Source organism: Amphritea atlantica, assembly GCF_018860855.1.
In the GTDB taxonomy this organism is placed as follows: domain Bacteria; phylum Pseudomonadota; class Gammaproteobacteria; order Pseudomonadales; family Balneatricaceae; genus Amphritea; species Amphritea atlantica_A.
This window is the reverse complement of record NZ_JAHKQE010000038.1, coordinates 69033-86635: the sequence shown is the minus strand read 5'-3', so window position 1 is coordinate 86635 and position 17603 is coordinate 69033. Positions and strand designations below refer to the sequence as shown.

13 protein-coding genes are annotated in these 17603 nt (G+C 49.6%); 11 read left to right on the top strand and 2 right to left on the bottom strand.

What is annotated here, in order from left to right; translation table 11 throughout:
* From KO512_RS16300 to KO512_RS16265, 8 genes are all read left to right on the top strand, one after another.
* Positions 1-109: membrane dipeptidase (locus tag KO512_RS16300; RefSeq protein ID WP_215953410.1), on the top strand; the 109-nt coding region annotated here is incomplete at its 5' end.
* Between the two features lie 118 nt (positions 110-227).
* Positions 228-758, top strand: coding sequence for a 4-vinyl reductase (locus KO512_RS16295; RefSeq protein ID WP_215953401.1), 531 nt, complete (start codon positions 228-230; stop codon positions 756-758).
* 164 nt (positions 759-922) lie between these two features.
* Entirely contained in the window at positions 923-2986 is a 2064-nt protein-coding gene (dgcA, locus tag KO512_RS16290) for a dimethylglycine demethylation protein DgcA (RefSeq protein ID WP_215953400.1), read from the top strand.
* A gap of 269 nt (positions 2987-3255) precedes the next feature.
* A complete protein-coding gene (locus tag KO512_RS16285; protein ID WP_252735076.1) occupies positions 3256-5217 on the top strand; it encodes a (Fe-S)-binding protein in 1962 nt (653 codons plus the stop codon).
* Positions 5217-6476: an electron transfer flavoprotein subunit alpha gene (etfA, locus tag KO512_RS16280; RefSeq protein WP_215953399.1), complete on the top strand. Its 1260-nt coding sequence runs from the start codon at positions 5217-5219 to the stop codon at positions 6474-6476. The genes KO512_RS16285 and etfA overlap by 1 nt, the downstream gene beginning before the upstream one ends.
* Positions 6466-7263, top strand: a complete 798-nt coding sequence (gene etfB / locus KO512_RS16275; RefSeq protein WP_215953398.1) for an electron transfer flavoprotein subunit beta — start codon at positions 6466-6468, stop codon at positions 7261-7263. The genes etfA and etfB overlap by 11 nt, the downstream gene beginning before the upstream one ends.
* A gap of 521 nt (positions 7264-7784) precedes the next feature.
* On the top strand, positions 7785-9359 hold the full coding sequence (locus KO512_RS16270; protein ID WP_215953397.1) for a BCCT family transporter: 1575 nt from the start codon (positions 7785-7787) through the stop codon (positions 9357-9359).
* A 116-nt stretch (positions 9360-9475) separates the two neighbouring features.
* On the top strand, positions 9476-9718 hold the full coding sequence (locus KO512_RS16265; protein WP_215953396.1) for a hypothetical protein: 243 nt from the start codon (positions 9476-9478) through the stop codon (positions 9716-9718).
* A gap of 587 nt (positions 9719-10305) precedes the next feature.
* Here KO512_RS16265 and KO512_RS16260 read toward each other — a convergent pair.
* Positions 10306-11580, bottom strand: a complete 1275-nt coding sequence (locus tag KO512_RS16260; RefSeq protein WP_215953395.1) for an aromatic ring-hydroxylating oxygenase subunit alpha — start codon at positions 11578-11580, stop codon at positions 10306-10308.
* A gap of 388 nt (positions 11581-11968) precedes the next feature.
* Here KO512_RS16260 and KO512_RS16255 point away from each other — a divergent pair, with 388 nt between their 5' ends.
* From KO512_RS16255 to KO512_RS16245, 3 genes are all read left to right on the top strand, one after another.
* On the top strand, positions 11969-13096 hold the full coding sequence (locus KO512_RS16255) for a hybrid-cluster NAD(P)-dependent oxidoreductase (RefSeq protein ID WP_215953394.1): 1128 nt from the start codon (positions 11969-11971) through the stop codon (positions 13094-13096).
* 150 nt (positions 13097-13246) lie between these two features.
* The gene (locus KO512_RS16250; protein WP_215953393.1) at positions 13247-15157 is read left to right on the top strand and encodes a putative nucleotidyltransferase substrate binding domain-containing protein; all 1911 of its coding nucleotides are present in this window, start codon (positions 13247-13249) and stop codon (positions 15155-15157) included.
* Between the two features lie 8 nt (positions 15158-15165).
* Positions 15166-15873 (top strand): 3'-5' exonuclease, encoded by a 708-nt coding sequence (locus KO512_RS16245; protein ID WP_215953408.1) that lies wholly within the window; start codon positions 15166-15168, stop codon positions 15871-15873.
* Positions 15874-16036: 163 nt separating this feature from the next.
* Here the strand turns inward: KO512_RS16245 and fdhA are convergent, their stop codons facing one another.
* Positions 16037-17236, bottom strand: a complete 1200-nt coding sequence (gene fdhA / locus KO512_RS16240) for a formaldehyde dehydrogenase, glutathione-independent (protein ID WP_215953392.1) — start codon at positions 17234-17236, stop codon at positions 16037-16039.
* Positions 17237-17603: the final 367 nt, after the last annotated feature.

Below are 17603 nucleotides of genomic sequence, written 5' to 3'. Positions count from 1 at the left end.
TCCTAATCTGACTGAAGCGCTGTTACGCCACGGTTTCTCTGAAACCCAAGTACGCAAGATTATGGGTGAGAACTGGGTGACACTGCTGAAAGATGTGTGGGGCGAGTAATTGTATCCAAGGTTAGCCATTGGCTGACCTTACCCAATCGACACCATTATTAGACTTTTCAGCCGATTTGATCGGCTGAGATAAACAGAATTGATAGAGAGTTTTGAGGTAGAGAATCATGAGTGGACATGCACCCGAAATGCCAATTGTTGTTGATGATGAAACCGGTGTATGGACCACCGACGCACTGCCGATGCTGTATGTGCCACGTCACTTCTTTGTTAACAATCATATGGGCATAGAAGAGGAGATCGGCGCCGAACGTTATGCCGATATCCTTTATAAAGCCGGTTATAAATCAGCTTACTACTGGTGTGAAAAAGAAGCCGAAGAGCATGGTCTCGAAGGTGCGGATATCTGGCATCACTACCTGAAACGTCTGTCTCAGCGGGGTTGGGGATTTTTTATCACTGAAGCGCTGGATGTTGAAGCGGGTACGGCCACCGTTCGGTTAGAAAACTCTTGCTTCGTTTATCAGTACGGCAAGGTGAATCGCAAAGTGGATTATATGTTTACCGGTTGGTTTGCCGGTGCGCTGGATCAGGTTGCTGAGAGTTTAGGCTATCCGGTTCGCACGCAATCTGAACAAACACAGTGCGCCGCCGAAGAGGGTTGCGAGGTGGGTTATTTTGAGGTTAAACCGCTGTAAATAACGGTTAATAACGAGATCGGCTAAGTGCAACAGACCGCACTGAGTTGATCGGCCTTCTGCCTGCTTTTTATAACAATGATTATGCATAGCATAAGGGATCGCTTAGTCCGCCAATGGGCTAGCTAATCCTTCCTAATTAATGGTAATCGGGGTGAGATATCATGTCCCAGTTTGATGTTCTGTTTGAGCCTTTAAAGATTAATAATCTGACTATTCGCAACCGTATTGTCAGTACCGCTCACGCCGAGGTGTATGCCACCGACGGCGGTATGACCACGGATCGCTACGTTAAATACTACGAGGAGAAAGCCAAAGGTGGCTGTGGCCTCTGTATCTGCGGTGGTTCTAGTGTGGTGTCTATCGACAGTCCACAAAGCTGGTGGAGTTCGGTTAATCTGTCTACCGATCGGATTATCCCCCATTTTCAGAATCTAGCCGATGCTGTGCATAAGCACGGCGGTAAGATCATGATTCAGATTAGCCATATGGGTCGTCGCTCCCGCTGGGATGGTGAAAACTGGCCAAACCTGATGTCGCCTTCTGGTATTCGTGAGCCGGTTCACCGCGCTACCTGTAAAGTGATCGAAGAAGAAGAGATTTGGCGGGTTGTGGGTGATTTCGCTCAAGCGGCTCGACGTGCTAAAGAGGGTGGCCTCGACGGTGTTGAACTGTCTGCGGTACACCAGCATTTGATCGATCAGTTCTGGTCGCCACGGGTAAACAAGCGCACCGACCGATGGGGCGGTAGCTTTGAAAACCGGATGCGTTTCGGTATGGAAGTACTCAAAGCAGTACGGGCCGAAGTGGGCCGTGACTTTGTTGTGGGTATGCGTATCACCGGTGATGAATTCCATCCCGATGGTTTGAATCATGATGATATGAAAGAGATCGCCGCCTATTACAATGCGACTGGCGAGCTGGATTTCTTCGGTGTAGTCGGTTCCGGTTGTGATACGCACAATACCTTGGCCAATGTTATCCCGAACATGAGTTATCCACCGGAGCCGTTTTTGCACTTGGCCGCCGGTATTAAAGAAGTCGTTGATGTACCGGTGATCCATGCCCAGAACATTAAAGACCCAAATCAGGCCAAGCGTATCATTGAAGCCGGTTATGTCGATTTTGTCGGTATGACTCGAGCGCATATTGCCGATCCGCATATTATCGCCAAAATCAAAAATGATCAGGTGGATCAGATCCGTCAGTGTGTCGGTGCTAACTACTGTATCGACCGTCAATATCAGGGCCTCGATGTGCTCTGTATCCAGAATGCGGCGACGTCACGTGAATATATGGGCTTGCCACATATTATCGAGAAAACGACTGGGCCGATTCGCAAAGTCGTCGTGGTCGGTGGTGGACCGGGTGGATTGGAGTCTGCCCGTGTGGCGGCGGAACGTGGCCATGAAGTTATTCTGCTGGAAAAAGCAGACGAACTGGGTGGTCAAATCACCCTGGCGGCTAAAGCACCTCAGCGAGATCAAATTGCCGGTATTACCCGTTGGTTAGGGATGGAGCTTGAGCGTCTTGGGGTGGATGTCCGTTTGGGTACCGCCGCCGATGAAGCGCTAATTAATGAGCTGAAGCCGGATGTTTGTGTCATCGCGACCGGCGGTCGTCCATTTATCGATCAGAATTCTGAATGGGGTGCTGAAGAGGGCTTAGTTGTTTCTAGCTGGGATATCCTCAGTGGCAAAGTTGAGCCGGGTAAGAATGTGTTGATCTATGACACTATCTGCGAATTCTCAGGCTTGTCTGCGGCGGATTATCTGTCAGCTAAAGGCGCGTTAGTGGAGATCGTTACCGACGATATTAAACCGGGTGTCGGCATTGGTGGTACCACCTTCCCCACTTACTACCGTTCTTTGTATGAGAAAGAGGTGATTATGACCTCTGATTTCTTACTGGAAAAAGTCTACCGCGAAGGGGATAACCTAGTCGCCGTGTTGGAGAACGAATACACCGGACAGCGTGAAGAGCGTGTGGTCGATCAGGTAGTGGTTGAAAACGGTACTCGCCCGAATGAAGAGCTGTATTACGACCTGAAAGAGGCGTCTCGCAACAAGGGGCAGATCAATAATGAGGCGCTGTTTGATATCAAACCACAGCCTGTGTTGAGTGAGTCTGGCGACGGCATGATTCTGTGGCGCTTGGGGGACTGTGTGTCGCAGCGCAACGTACATGCGGCGATGTATGACGCCTTACGCCTCTGTAAAGATCTTTGATGGCACCTGAATGATTGTGCTTGTTATGGCATCGTTAAACGGTTGTAGGGTAGATAGTGTGTCGCTACGCGGCACTTATCTGCACCCGTTATCTGCGCTGTCTGCGGCCATAACGCGCAGGTTCTATCAAACAGGTCTTATCAGTTAGAGCTTCTCAGCTTGTTGTATTAATGAACTCTCGAGCCTGTCCTAACCGCTTTGAAAAGTTGGACAGGTCGGTCAGCCAAAAGGGCGTCTATAAGCCCGATACCTTGTTATGAGGGTACCCTATGATTTTTGAGTGGTTACATCCTTTACTGATTGCAACGGCATTGCTGCTGGCAGTGATCGGTGCTGTACGCCGAGTTAAGTTGTGGCGCGCGGGTCAGCCGGATCAGGTTGATCTGATGGCGGGTCTAATGGCAATGCCAGGACGCTATCTGCACGATCTGCATGATATTGTTGAGCGTGACAAATACATGTCCAGAACCCATGCGGCCACCGGTGGCGGTTTTGTCCTATCTGCGCTGCTGATTATGCTGGTGCATCTGCTGGGTATTGATAGTCAGATCTTGGCATGGGCACTGTTAGCATCGCTGGCGTTAATGTTTGTCGGCGCGCTGTTTGTCTTTAAACGCCGCTTGAATCCGCCTAGCCGGATCTCCAAAGGTCCGTGGATGCGACTCCCGAAAAGCTTGCTGGCCTTTGCGGTAGGCTTCTTTGTGCTGACGCTACCGGCAGCGGGTGTACTCTCTGACGGCTTTATGTCACAAGTCGGTGGCGTTTTGTTAACGCTAGTGCTCACGGCGCTGATTATCTGGGGTATGGGCGAGCTGTTTTTCGGCATGACCTGGGGTGGCCCGATGAAACATGCCTTCGCCGGCGCATTGCATCTGGCGTTTCATCGCCGGCAAGAGCGTTTTGGCGGCGGTCGTTCAACGGGGTTAAAGCCGCTTGATCTATCCTTGGCCACGGAAGTCGGTGGTGTCTTGGGTGTCGCGAAACCCACTGATTTTAAATGGAATCAACTGCTTGGCTTTGATGCTTGCGTGCAGTGCGGTAAGTGCGAGGCTGTGTGTCCAGCGTTTGCGGCTGGTCAGCCATTGAATCCGAAGAAACTGATTCAAGATATGGTGGTTGGTTTAGCCGGTGGCAGCGATGCAAAGTATGCCGGTAGCCCTTATCCAGGGATAGAAGTGGGTAATGCTAAAGGCGGCCCGAATCAGATTATTACTGACGGTTTGTTAGCCCCGGAAACACTCTGGTCTTGTACGACTTGTCGCGCCTGTGTTGAAGAGTGTCCGATGATGATCGAGCATGTCGATGCGATTGTTGATATGCGCCGTTTCCTGACGATGGAAAAGGGCAGCACACCCAATAAAGGGGCTGAAGTGCTGGATAACATTATCGCCACGGATAACCCGAACGGTTATGCCCCTGCAAGCCGGACGCACTGGGCGGCGGATCAAAACTTGCCATTGATGCGCGATGTGAAACAGGCTGAGGTGCTATTTTGGGTGTCGGATGGTGCTTTCGATATGCGCAGCCAGCGTATTCTGCGGGCCTTCGTTAAGTTGCTTAAGGCGGCTAAGGTTGATTTCGCCGTACTGGGTGACGAAGAGTTGGATTGTGGTGATGTGGCCCGTCGCTTGGGCGATGATGCGACTTTCCAGAATCTGGCGAAGCGTAACTTGGCGGTACTCTCTCAATATAAGTTCAGCAAAATTGTTACCACCGATCCGCATGCTTATCACTGTCTACGTAATGAATATAACGACTTTGGTTCTGATGCGCTTAACGGTGTCGAAGTGTTCCACCATACGACCTTCCTGAATTCACTGGTGCAGCAGGGTAGCTTGCAGTTAGATCCATTCATCGGTGGCAAAGTGACCTATCACGATCCCTGTTATCTGGGACGCTATAACGGTGAATATGAAGCGCCTCGTGAACTGCTGCGTTCGATGGGTATTGAAATCGCGGAGATGGAGCGTTCCGGTTTCCGTTCCCGCTGTTGTGGCGGCGGCGGTGGCGCACCGATAACAGATATTCCAGGTGAGCGTCGTATTGCCGATATGCGGATGGAAGATGCCAATGAGACTGGCGCGGAGTTAGTCGCGGTTGGCTGTCAGCAATGTACCGCGATGCTGGAAGGGGTGGTTGAACCGCGTCCGCAGGTGAAAGATATTGCTGAGATCCTAGTGGGTCAATTGGTTGATCCAACCGCCAACGGCTTAGCTAAGGAGGTGCACTGATGTCCTCTCATGACTTATTAGATATCGTGCGACGTGATCCGCGGGCTGAATGGATCGCCCGTAACCGGTTGCATCCGTTACATGGCACTCTTGTGGATGATGATGCCGCTGAGGTACGTGGGCCGAGTGGTTTATTACGTAAATACCCTCATCGCGTCGGTTTTATCGGGCCAAACGGTATTAAACGTATCGATCGGCTTAAAGGTAATGCCGCGGCCTCTGGTAAAGGGCGGCGTAGTGCTGCCCAAGAGGTTCAACTGCCGTTACACCGAGTTGAAAATCCTGATTTCTATATCGTCGTTGTGGCGGATATGGTGGGCGGCCGGCTCACGGGCCATGATAAAGATGTGCTTGGCCAAGCACATAAATTGGCCGCAGGCATTGAAGGTGCCGGCGCAGTATTAACCGTCGGCTTTGGGAGTGCGAAAGAGGAACATTTCGACACCGCTGGTGTGGATCGACTGCTAGTGCTCGATGACGATATTTATGAGGGATATTGCCCAGAGCAGCGTCTTGCGGCACTGCTACAGGTCGAAAACGAGTATCAGCCGCGCCACTGGTTATTCCCTGATAGCGTCAATGGTGGCACTGATCTGGGGTCCCGATTGGCGGCACGATTGCATGAGCGTCCAGCGGTGCAAGCTTGGCAGGTGGATCATCAAACAGCGGTGTGTCGTGGTGCCGGTGGCACGATGGATATTACCCGTGAAACGCCACGGTTGCTGATGTTAGCTGAGGAGTGTGCGGATCAGATTGATGAAACCCGCCATGAAGCGCTGCCGGTGACATTGACGCCGGTGTCGGTTATTTCTCAGTTGCAAGATCAAGGTCCCGTGGCTGTCGATCCTAATGCGGTTGCATTAGCTGAGGCTGAATTTATTCTGTCGGCTGGTAACGGCATCCATGATTGGGATCAGTTTCATGCGGCGGCAGCGGTGTTGGGTGCGACAGAAGGTGCCAGCCGAGTGGCGGTGGATGATGGCTTTATGCCACGTTTCCGCCAGGTCGGCGCGACCGGTACTTGGGTGACCGCGCGGGTTTATCTGGCGGTGGGTATCTCCGGTGCGATTCAACATATGCAGGGTATTGGGCAGTGCGATAAGGTCATTGCGATCAATACCGATGCTGGTTGCGATATGGTTAAACGCGCTTCGCTAAGTGCTATCGGTGATAGTGAAGAGATTCTAGGTGAACTGATAAAGCGGGTGCAGGCGTTTCGTGCACAGCCATCGATAGAGGGAGATCAGGATGCAGCCTAATTCATCACAAAAGCTAAAAATTGTCACCTTAGTGTCGGTGGGAAAACATCCACAATCCGGTCGGGTGCGGCGTGCCGATCAAGACAGTCGAGCGGTCGAATTAGGCCTGCGACTATCGGCGGATCAAGCCGATGGATTGGTGGTGCTGCATGCGGGTGATCCCAACGAGCCAAGTTTGAGAAGTTATGCTGGCATGGGGCTGACCGCGATTAATGTTTTGCAGCTTGATCCGGCGGCGGATGCGGTCGCTCCTTTGGGTGAACAGCTGCATCAGTCCGGTGCGGATATTGTCTTGACCGGTGTGCGTGCCGAAAGCGGTGAAGGCTCGGGTATGCTGCCTTATCAATTGGCAGAAAAACTCGGTTGGTCTATCGTCCCTCGCGTCGCGGATATTGTCTCTGTTAAAGAGGGCGTCGCCGAGGTATTACAGGCGTTACCTCGGGGCCAGCGCCGTGCGGTCAAGGTTCGACTGCCGTTTATTGCTAGCATTGATACGGCCGCACCGATGGCACGTCAAAGCGCTTTCGGTCCGGCTCAACGAGCGGCAATGACCGTGACGGTTGTCAATGCTGAAACGGATACGTTACGTCAATCGTGGCATGAAGCCGTTGCCAAAAAACGGCCTAAACGACTGAAAGTGATTAAAGCTAAAACGGCGGCTGAACGATTTAAAGCGGCAACGGCTAAATCACAATCTGAAGGGGGCCGGATAATGAAGCAGGAATCCGCGGGTGAGCAAGCGCAGGCTATTCTTGATCTGTTAGTAGAGGAGGGAGTTTTACGCTAATTCTCGTGATGCTATCAGCATTCAATAAACCGTTAAATGTCGTTAATGCGTCAAAAGGTGCCGCTAAAAGAGGGATGCCTTGAGTACGACTTTTATATGATGAACATGCTTCATTACATGTGCTTTTTTGACAGCCGCCTGACCCAATATTGATTCTTTCATTGAATTTGATCATCAGGTAATTGTTCACCACTTCGAAGATTCACGGCTTCGAAGTGGTTTTTTTTTTGGCTATTCATAATTATTGTTCCCCCTTTTCCGTTAGTATAACGCGCTGTCGAAAACAGGCATTTTGTCGTTTTTTTTGTCGTAACGAGTCAGTTGTCAATCGGCCAATACTCGTACTATCGATGCAACCTGCGATCTCTTTTTCGTTGGAGATAATGACTATCTTCTTAATCTGAATTGATACAGGCACTGTTGCGTGAGGTTGTTGAGTATGAAACCCGTTGGCTCTGATGGTTTACTGGTAATCTGCACCCTGTTTGACAGTTCTATAAAAAAGAATCTGGAGTAATTCTATGAACAAAAAAGTTCAAAACGGTCCGAAATCTGCGGAATACACCTCTGATTATAAGGCCGGTCAGGATAACGTTCAGGTGTTGGGAATGGATATCCACAACCCCGTATTTACCACCAGTGCGTTGGCTATTATTGTGTTTATTGTGCTAACCCTGGTTTTCCCTGCTGATGCGAAAGTGATGCTTGAAGGCGCACGTACTTGGTCAACAGAAACCTTCGACTGGTTATTCATGATCGGTGGCAATGTGTTTGTGTTGTTCTGCTTGCTGATGATTGTGTTGCCTGTAGGCCGTATACGCTTAGGTGGCGATGATGCTAAACCTGATTTTAATCGCATGTCATGGTTCTCTATGCTCTTTGCTGCGGGTATGGGCATCGGTTTGATGTTTTGGAGTGTTGCTGAGCCGGTTGCTTATTACACCGACTGGTGGGGTACGCCGTTAAATGTGGCACCGAATACACCTGAAGGCGCCGCGGCTGCGATGGGCGCAACCCTGTTTCACTGGGGTCTACACCCTTGGGCGATCTATGGTGTTGTTGCACTGGCCTTGGCCTTCTTTACCTATAACAAAGGATTGCCGCTGACCATCCGTTCTGCTTTCTACCCAATCTTGGGTGAACGCGTCTGGGGGCCTATCGGCCATGTCATCGATATTGTGGCGGTGTTGGCGACTATCTTTGGTCTGGCGACCTCACTGGGGTTAGGCGCGTCTCAAGCCTCTGCCGGTCTGCATTTTCTGTTTGGGGTCGATAACGATATCACCACTCAGATTATTATTATTGCCGCGGTTTCTGCGATTGCCATTCTCTCGGTTATTCGTGGTTTGGAAGGTGGCGTAAAAGTATTGAGTAATATCAATATGGGGATCGCCGGTGTGCTGTTGCTGTTTGTGATCCTCGCTGGTTCTCTGACTGGGTTCTTTAGTAATTTGGTCTTGACGGTCACTAACTATGCTACGGATATTGTGCCGTTGAGTAATTGGGTGGGCCGGGAAGATGACAAATTCTATAACGGTTGGACTGTCTTCTACTGGGCTTGGTGGGTTTCTTGGTCTCCTTTTGTCGGTATGTTTATCGCGCGGGTTTCTCGAGGCCGTACGGTACGTGAATTTATGATCGCCGTCTTATTGATCCCGACGATTGTATCCGCCATCTGGATGGCAGCGTTTGGCGCACTGGCGCTGGATCAGGTACAAAGTGGTACAGGTGCTTTGGCTAACGGTTTGACCGATGTGTCACTGGCGATGTTCCAGATGTTGGAAAATCTGCCGTTTACGGCGGTTACATCAGCCTTGGCGATTATTCTGGTATTGGTGTTCTTTATCACCTCGTCGGATTCCGGTTCACTGGTGATCGATTCGATTACTGCCGGTGGTAAGGTGGATGCACCTGTGCCGCAACGGATTTTCTGGGCGATATTGCAGGGTTTGATTGCCGCTGTCTTGTTGTATGGCGGTGGTGCCGAAGCGCTCAAAGCGTTACAAGCCGGTGCAGTCACCACAGGATTGCCGTTCACCGCGATTCTGTTATTGATGTGTTATAGCATCTACAAAGGCCTGAAAACCGAACTCTAAGTTGGTTTTTTGTTAGTCTGATTCAATCCTTCAAAAAGCTGGCGACATGCCAGCTTTTTTTCGTTTTAATAGCGCGTTATAAACCTTTTTTAATCGAGTTTAATGGGAGATTCCCTATGATGATTACCGAATTAATCGATCAGGACGACTATCGTGACTGGTTGATGCAGGCTGGCGTGCCTGTACTGGCAGAGAGCGATTCTCCTATTCAGTGTAGCGAGGCAGCCCTACGTTGGCTTGAGACTCAGGATGATGGAATACGCGCCCAGTTTAAGGTTGCTGTTGCTGAGTTTAACGAGAAGCGTCCGATCATGTTGCCAGCGGTACAAGAGGCTTTGTGCTTACTTGATAATGCTTAGGGTTTTCTAAGCGAATTGTTTTAACGCTGCTAAAAATTGAAAAACTTATTGACGTGATCGACGTGATCGAAAAAGTCATCAATAATTTTTTGACGAAGGTTTCGTCTTGGCTAAGGGGTTTATTAGCCGCTGAGGCCAGAAGGAACACGCTTGATCAACCCCATAAACTGCTCTGAAGCATAGTGGGAACAACCGTTTTTAACCTGTTATTCTCAATGACGCTGTTAATTCAACTTGCTGGGCGGCACTTCTTATTTGACCATGCATGAGCCACGTATGAACCCCTAGAAGGTATTAGTGAGCTGGCGTGGAATGCTTCAGCCCTGTTAGCCGAACGCAAAACGGGAGAGCGGATGGAGCGCAAACGGTTGCTTATTGGGTTCGGATGGTGGCGGTAGTCTCAGCCTATGCTAAGTGAATTAAGCAAACAGGCAGGTGACTCGATTAACGACAGAATACCCGCAGCTGATGCGGGTATTCTGTGAGGAGGTGATAAACGGCTTTTATTGCTAACGTTAAGGCCTATCGTTAAGGCCTATCGTTAAGGTCTATCGTAAAGGCTTATGGTAAAGGTTTAATTTAAAGGCTTAACGCTGCTTCAAATTGCCCTGCACGGTGTCGCTATACCATTCCATAAAGTTAACAATACCAAACTCGTAGGTTTCTGAGTATGGGCCTGGTTGATAGCCGACAGAGTTAATACCCCGCTGGTTTTCTTCACCCAGAATACGGTCTTGATCATTGGTGGCATCCCAAACCTGACGCAGACGTTCAGGGTCGTAATCAACCCCTTCTACGGCATCCTTATGGACAAACCACTTAGTTGTTACGATCGATTCCTGAGCCGAGATCGGCAGTACGCGGAACACGATAAAGTGATCCGATTGCATATGGTTCCAAGAGTTTGGCAGATGCAGAATACGCATAGAGCCAAGCTGAGGGTTTTTAATGCGTCCGAGTAGTTTGGTGCAGGCGGCTTCGCCATCCAAGGTCATCACTTGGGTGCCTTTTTTCAGTGGCATACGCACAATACGGTTGCGCAGACCTGGGCCGAAGCTACGGTGTTCGTGAGGAATACCTTCGGCATCCCATTGGGCTGCTTGCTCTTTACAGTGATCGATAAACTCTTGTGATGCGCGGGGATCATTGGTGTCATCCCATTCGAGCAGCGTGTTCAGTAGTTCGGGGTGGCTACCGGCACAGTGATAGCACTCACGGTTATTTTCCAGCACCAGCTTCCAGTTAGCCTGTTCATACATGTTGGATTCCACTGCTAGCTTGGTGTTTTCAACATCGTAGGGGGCCATGTACTCTTCAAGGGTGGTTAAAAACTCATCGAAGTCGCCTTCGGGCTCCTCTTTTCCTAAGCAAACAAAGATAAAGCCACCGGCGGTTTTGCAGAATGCTTTTTTCAGGCCGTGTTCTTTGTTGTCAAAGTTTTCATTCATTTCGGTACCGGCAAATAGCAGGTTACCTTTCAGATCGTAGGTCCACTGGTGGTAAGGACACACTAGGTTGGCGACTTTACCGCGATGTTCAGAGCAGATGCGTGACCCACGATGGCGACAGGTGTTATGGAAGGCATTGATGCTACCGTCGGCATCCCGTACAACTAATACCGGATTTTGTGCTATTTCAACGGTAAAGTAATCGCCGCGGGTAGGGATTTCGCTGGTCATGCCAACGAACAACCACTCTTTCTGAAACACCTCTTCCACGTCAATCCGGAACATCAGCGGATCGTTATACAGTGGTTGAGCTAGAGAGTAATTTGCGGGTCGTGCTTCAAGCAGATTCGCCATTTCCTCACGCGCTTCATGGATCGTCGCGCAGGTTGTATTGAGTAGGTCATTTTGGTTCATCAGTTGGATCTTCCTTCAAAGCACTCTGTGCTGCTTAAATAGGTGATCAGGATTAACCCTGATCGGAATAGTGGTATTGCATGGATCCATCTTCTACCTCGGCGTGTTTCCGAGGTTGACCGTTAACGACAGAATTAAGTACATTTTTCGACCTATTGCAGCCTCTGTTATACCGCTAACGTCATGCTTAGCACTGATATGGTCGCAATAAGCAAAAAAATGTCGTTAATGGTTAATAGCGCAAAGCTGTGTCGGCAGACAATGCAATGAATGAATATGAATTGATGGGTCACTGTTTCTGTTGTCGGCGTGTAATGACATGAAGAGGCAGGCAGTTGAGCCAGATAACTGAACCGATGCATTACCGCGCACTGATGAGAGATACGCCATGACTACAACCATTCCTGCTACTGTTGGTTCTGAGAGCTTTATTCCGGTTAACACCCAAACCTGGGTGAATGGCCGTCATAATGTCCGTTGTGTAAAAGTGATTCAAGAAACTTGGGATGTGCGTACCTTCTGCTTTATGTCAGAACAGCCGGTGATGTACTTCTTCAAGCCAGGCCAGTTCGTCACCCTTGAGTTGGAGATTAACGGCGAGATGGTGATGCGTTCTTATACCATTTCCAGTTCTCCCTCGGTGCCATACAGCTTTTCCATAACGGTGAAGCGAGACCCTAACGGTTTAGTGTCAAGCTGGCTGCATGACAACATGAAAGAGGGCGATGAGCTGGCGGTGCATGGCCCGGTCGGTTTGTTCAACTGTATCGATTTCCCGGCTAAAAAAGTGCTATTGCTTTCAGGTGGTGTGGGTATCACGCCGATGATGTCGATGGCGCGCTGGTGGTTTGATACCAATGCCGATGTGGATATCACCTTTGTGCACAGTGCGCGCACACCTCAGGACATAATCTATCCACGGGAGCTCGACCACATGTCCTCCCGAGTGGGTAACTTTGCCCTGCACCTGATCAGTGAGAAAATTGAAAGCGGTCAGGCTTGGCATGGTTATCGGGGTTATCTCGATCAGACTAAACTTGATATTATCGCCCCTGATTTTCTGGAACGTGAAGTATTCTGCTGTGGGCCAGCGCCCTATATGAATGCGGTTAAAGCACTGCTAAAGAATAATAACTTTGATATGTCCCACTATCATGAGGAGTCGTTTGGTTCGACACCGGTTGAGGTGGAAGAAGACGCTATTGAAAGTGCTGAAATTGCTCAGGAAGAGGCCGATGCACTGACTCAGGCGGATATGCTGCGGGTTGAGTTCGCCGGTAAAGGAAAGAGTATTCAGATCGCCCCCGGTGAAACGTTGCACGCCGCAGCATCTAAGCTTGACCTGTTGATTCCGAAAGCTTGCGGTATGGGGATCTGTGGTACCTGTAAAGTGCTGATAAAATCCGGTGAAACCAATATGGAACACAACGGTGGTATTACGGAGGAGGATGTTGCCGCAGGCTATGTGTTGTCCTGTTGCAGTGTACCCGTGACCGATGTTGTAATTGATTACTAAGCGTCCCGTACGCCGTTAAAATCGTCCGTAAAATCTGTGTGAATGGCGCCTGTAAATATCGTTGCAGGGGCTTTTTTATCGGGTCATTACGGGCGATTTTTTTTCTTTATAAGCCCATAATTGTTCTATCAGACTTAAATGGAATGACCGATGCAGGCAGAACAGGTTGAGATTGCAGGATTTCTGAAACAATACCCTCCCTTTGATGAGTTACCGGAAGCGGAGGTGGATGAGATCGCCTGTCAGGTAGAGATTAGTTATTTTCGGGCGGGCAGTGATATCTATCTCTTTGGGGATGAGATTCATGAGCTGAGCGTGATACGCAGCGGGGCGGTTGAGATCTATCGGCGTAATGGTGATCTCTATAACCGGCTGAGTGAGGGGGAGGTATTTGGTCAGTTAAGTCTACTGATGAATCAGAAAGTTCGCTTGCCAGCGCGGACGATCGAAGATTCACTGATCTACTTTATTCCCGAAGCGCTCTTTATGTCACTGTGTGAGCGGTTTGATTCCTTTGCTTATTTTGTTGAAGTGGATGATAACTTGCTGCATCAGGCCGTATCCGATAAGCAGGAAAAAAGTGATCTGATGGTGTCTAAAGTGACAACCTTAATTTCACGCACCCCAGTGATGGCTGATACGTCAGCGACGATTCGCCAAGCGGCGCAGAAGATGACCGAGGCAGGGGTTTCTTCTCTGTTGATTATGTCGCCCGAGAGTCGGCTAAATCGACCGGTGTCGCCTGACGATGATGAGTTGAGTGATACCTCAGATCGACTACTAGCCGGTATCATTACCGATCGGGATCTGCGTACTCGGGTGGTCGCGCCGGGGTTGGATCTGGATTCTCCAGTGACGGAGGTGATGACCACGGAGCCGGTGACCTTGGATGTGGATGCCTATGCCTTCGAGGCGATGCTGACCATGTTGCGTTATAACCTGCATCATCTGCCGATTCTCGAAGATGATTATCCAGTGGGGGTGTTGGCGACCTCGGATATTATTCGCTATGAATCGCAAAGCAGTCTCTATATGGTCAGCACTATTATGCGTCAAACCAGTGTTGATGAACTCGCCGAGTTACAGCCGCAGATTAACGCCTGTTTTGTCCGTATGGTAGCCGAGGGCGCTAATTCACATATGATCGGCAGTGCGATGTCGGTGATTGGCCGTACTTTTAAGCAACGTTTGCTGGAATTAGGAGAAGCTGAGTTAGGAGCCGCACCACTGCCTTATTGCTTTCTCGCATTGGGATCGATGGCGAGGGATGAACAGCTGGTGGTGACCGATCAGGATAATGCTTTGATTTTGGATAACCGCTATAAACCTGAACAACATGGCGAATATTTTGCTCAGCTAGCCAAGTTTGTCAGTGATGGGTTGAATCGCTGTGGCTATGTTTATTGTACCGGCAATATTATGGCAACCAACTCAACATGGCGTAAAACCCGCAAGGAGTGGCAACAAACCTTTACCGATTGGATCGAGAATCCATTACCGGAAGCATTACTCAACTGTTCAATTTTCTTTGATCTGGATGGTGTCTGGGGCAAGGTCGATTGGGCGGCGCAGCTGAATAGTTTTGTGGCGCATAAGGCGCAGCGCTCGCCTAAGTTTTTGGCCAGTTTGGCTCGGAATGCTTTGAATCGAACCCCGCCACTGGGCTTTTTTAAAGACTTCGTGATGGAGAAGGATGGGCAGCATGGTAATGCAATCAACCTCAAACGTCGGGGGACAGCACCGCTGACCGATCTGATCCGGGTGCATGCTTTAGCGGTTGGCTCCAAAGTGCAAAACTCTTTTGAACGTTTAGATGATGTCTCCGAAGCGGGGATTCTACCACCGGGTCGCGCCGCCGATCTGCGTGATGCGTTGGAATTCATTTCGATGGTACGTATTCGCCATCAGGCGGCGGATGTGGAAGCGGGTCGAGAGCCTTCTAATAGTGTTAAACCGGAGACGCTGACAGATTTTGATCGGCGTAATCTGAAAGAGGCTTTTAAGGTATTGAGTAATAGCCAGCGCTTTCTTAAATTCCGTTATCCCTTCTCGGGGCGCTAGAGGTGTCTATGATAGGTAGTCATAGCGTCAATTGGCCCGCACTGTTTCAACAGCAGGCTGAAAAATCGACCGATGAGCGGCTCAAGTCTTTTTATCAACAGGGCGTGGTCGCTGCCGACACCGCATTGGTTGATGTCCCTTTTGTAGCGTTAGATTTTGAAACTACGGGGTTGGATGCCACCAAGGATGAGATCATCAGTATTGGCCTAGTTCCGTTTGATCTACATCGGATACGACTGCGTGAAAGTCGTTATTGGTTGCTAAAACCGAATGACGGCCTGACCGAAACCTCAGTACCTTTTCATGGCATTACCCACTCGCAGTTATCTGCTGCACCGGATCTAAATCTGATATTAGAATCGGTATTAGACGAGATTGCCGGAAAAATTGTGGTCGTGCATTACCGTAATATAGAACGGGAATTCCTCGATAGCGCGATTAAAAAACGGTTAGGGGAGGGGATCATTTTTCCAATGATCGATACCATGGAGTTGGAGGCGATGCTGTATCGTCGCGGTATCTTGAATCGATTGAAACGCTTGATCGGTTGGCGGCTAGAATCGATTCGCTTAGGCGATAGTCGGTTGCGTTATCACCTGCCACACTATGGTCAACACCATGCGCTGACCGACGCCATCGCCACGGCTGAGTTATTGCAAGCACAGGTTCTACACCGGTACAGTGAAGCGACACATCTGAGTGAACTTTGGATCTGATTGACTATTTTATGGACGGACGAGCGATTGAGAAACCGCTTAAGAATGATTGAAAGGCTACGGTGGTTGTTAGAGAGAGCGGTGATCAATCGTTAAATGAGAGAAAACCACCAGAGGATCTGGTGGTTTTGATGTTTTAGTTATCTGTTAATGATTCGCATCATTAAGCGGCAACACTACCGTGTGGGTCGATAACAAATTTCTTCGCAGCACCACCATCAAAATCAGCATAGCCATCGGGCGCTTGATCCAGCGAAATCATCTGCACATTGACCGCTTTAGCGATATCCACTTTATCAAACAGAATCGCTTGCATCAGTGGACGATGATATTTCATCACTGGGCATTGACCGGTGTGGAACGAATGGGATTTCGCCCAGCCTAAACCAAAGCGCATACTCAGCGCACCCTGTTTAGCTGCATCATCGATGGCGCCAGGGTCTTCAGTCACATACAAACCGGGAATACCAATCGCGCCACCGGCACGGGTCATCTGCATCGCCGAGTTCAAAACTGTTGCTGGTGCTTCAGCACCGTGGTTACAACCACAGGCGTGGGCCTCAAAACCGACGCAATCGACAAAGGCGTCGACTTCACGCTCGCCGAGAATCACTTCCAGTTTGTCGGCCATATCACCTTCTTCACGGAGGTCGATCGTCTCACAGCCAAAGCTACGTGCCTGTTGTAAGCGTTCATCAATCATATCACCCACAATGACACAGGCGGCACCCAGTAGTTGGGCCGATACGGCTGCCGCGAGTCCAACGGGGCCAGCGCCAGCAATATAGACGGTTGAACCCGGGCCGACACCCGCAGTGACACAGCCATGAAAACCGGTAGGGAAGATATCGGATAGTAGGGTCAGATCGCGGATCTTCTCCATCGCCTGATCAGAATCGGGGAACTTCAGCAGATTGAAATCAGCATAAGGCACCATGACATATTCTGCTTGGCCGCCGACCCAGCCGCCCATATCCACATAGCCGTAAGCGGCACCGGGACGGGCAGGGTTAACGTTGAGGCAGATGCCAGTGTTACCCTCTTTACAATTGCGGCAACGGCCACAAGCGATATTGAACGGTACTGAAACGATATCACCGGGTTTGAGAAACTCGACATCGTTACCGCATTCGATTATTTGCCCAGTAATCTCATGGCCGAGTACCAAACCTGCTTCAGCGGTTGTACGGCCTCGCACCATATGCTGATCGGAACCACAGATATTGGTGGTTAGTACCCGTAGGATAACGCCGTGGTTGCACTTACGTTTACCTAAAGAGAGTTCTGGAAAGGCGATCTCTTCAACTGCAACTTCGCCCGCACCTTTATAAACAACACCACGGTTGGCATGATTGCTACACATGGTCACACTCCTATTATTTTTGTATTTATATCACCCGTTAATAGGTGTCAGGCCATAGTATTCCAGTGCTAAGGGTTGCGACTGCCTACCACCGCGCAGGAGTTGATCAGAAGCGACATGATTAACAGCCTTTTATTGGTGCATGGGGGTTAAATAATGGCTGAAATGGCCACCTCATGGGGCATTGAGAGGGAACGTCGTTTTTCGATGATGAGCGCGTCGCTCAGAGATAAATAAAAATGCGATTTAGTCGTTTTTAGGTATTCTTCCTTTGATTTAAATCAAATAATATTGATTCCATCAATCAGTAAAAAAATACGACTTAAGTCGAAAGTAATACTGAATAATAACGATAATATCGGCTCAT

Coding starts and splice junctions, on each gene's coding strand:
- KO512_RS16295 (WP_215953401.1), top strand. CDS start 228: ATGAGTGGACATGCACCCGAAATGCCAATTGTTGTTGATGATGAAACC.
- dgcA (WP_215953400.1), top strand. CDS start 923: ATGTCCCAGTTTGATGTTCTGTTTGAGCCTTTAAAGATTAATAATCTG.
- KO512_RS16285 (WP_252735076.1), top strand. CDS start 3,256: ATGATTTTTGAGTGGTTACATCCTTTACTGATTGCAACGGCATTGCTG.
- etfA (WP_215953399.1), top strand. CDS start 5,217: ATGTCCTCTCATGACTTATTAGATATCGTGCGACGTGATCCGCGGGCT.
- etfB (WP_215953398.1), top strand. CDS start 6,466: ATGCAGCCTAATTCATCACAAAAGCTAAAAATTGTCACCTTAGTGTCG.
- KO512_RS16270 (WP_215953397.1), top strand. CDS start 7,785: ATGAACAAAAAAGTTCAAAACGGTCCGAAATCTGCGGAATACACCTCT.
- KO512_RS16265 (WP_215953396.1), top strand. CDS start 9,476: ATGATGATTACCGAATTAATCGATCAGGACGACTATCGTGACTGGTTG.
- KO512_RS16260 (WP_215953395.1), bottom strand. CDS start 11,580: ATGAACCAAAATGACCTACTCAATACAACCTGCGCGACGATCCATGAA.
- KO512_RS16255 (WP_215953394.1), top strand. CDS start 11,969: ATGACTACAACCATTCCTGCTACTGTTGGTTCTGAGAGCTTTATTCCG.
- KO512_RS16250 (WP_215953393.1), top strand. CDS start 13,247: ATGCAGGCAGAACAGGTTGAGATTGCAGGATTTCTGAAACAATACCCT.
- KO512_RS16245 (WP_215953408.1), top strand. CDS start 15,166: ATGATAGGTAGTCATAGCGTCAATTGGCCCGCACTGTTTCAACAGCAG.
- fdhA (WP_215953392.1), bottom strand. CDS start 17,236: ATGTGTAGCAATCATGCCAACCGTGGTGTTGTTTATAAAGGTGCGGGC.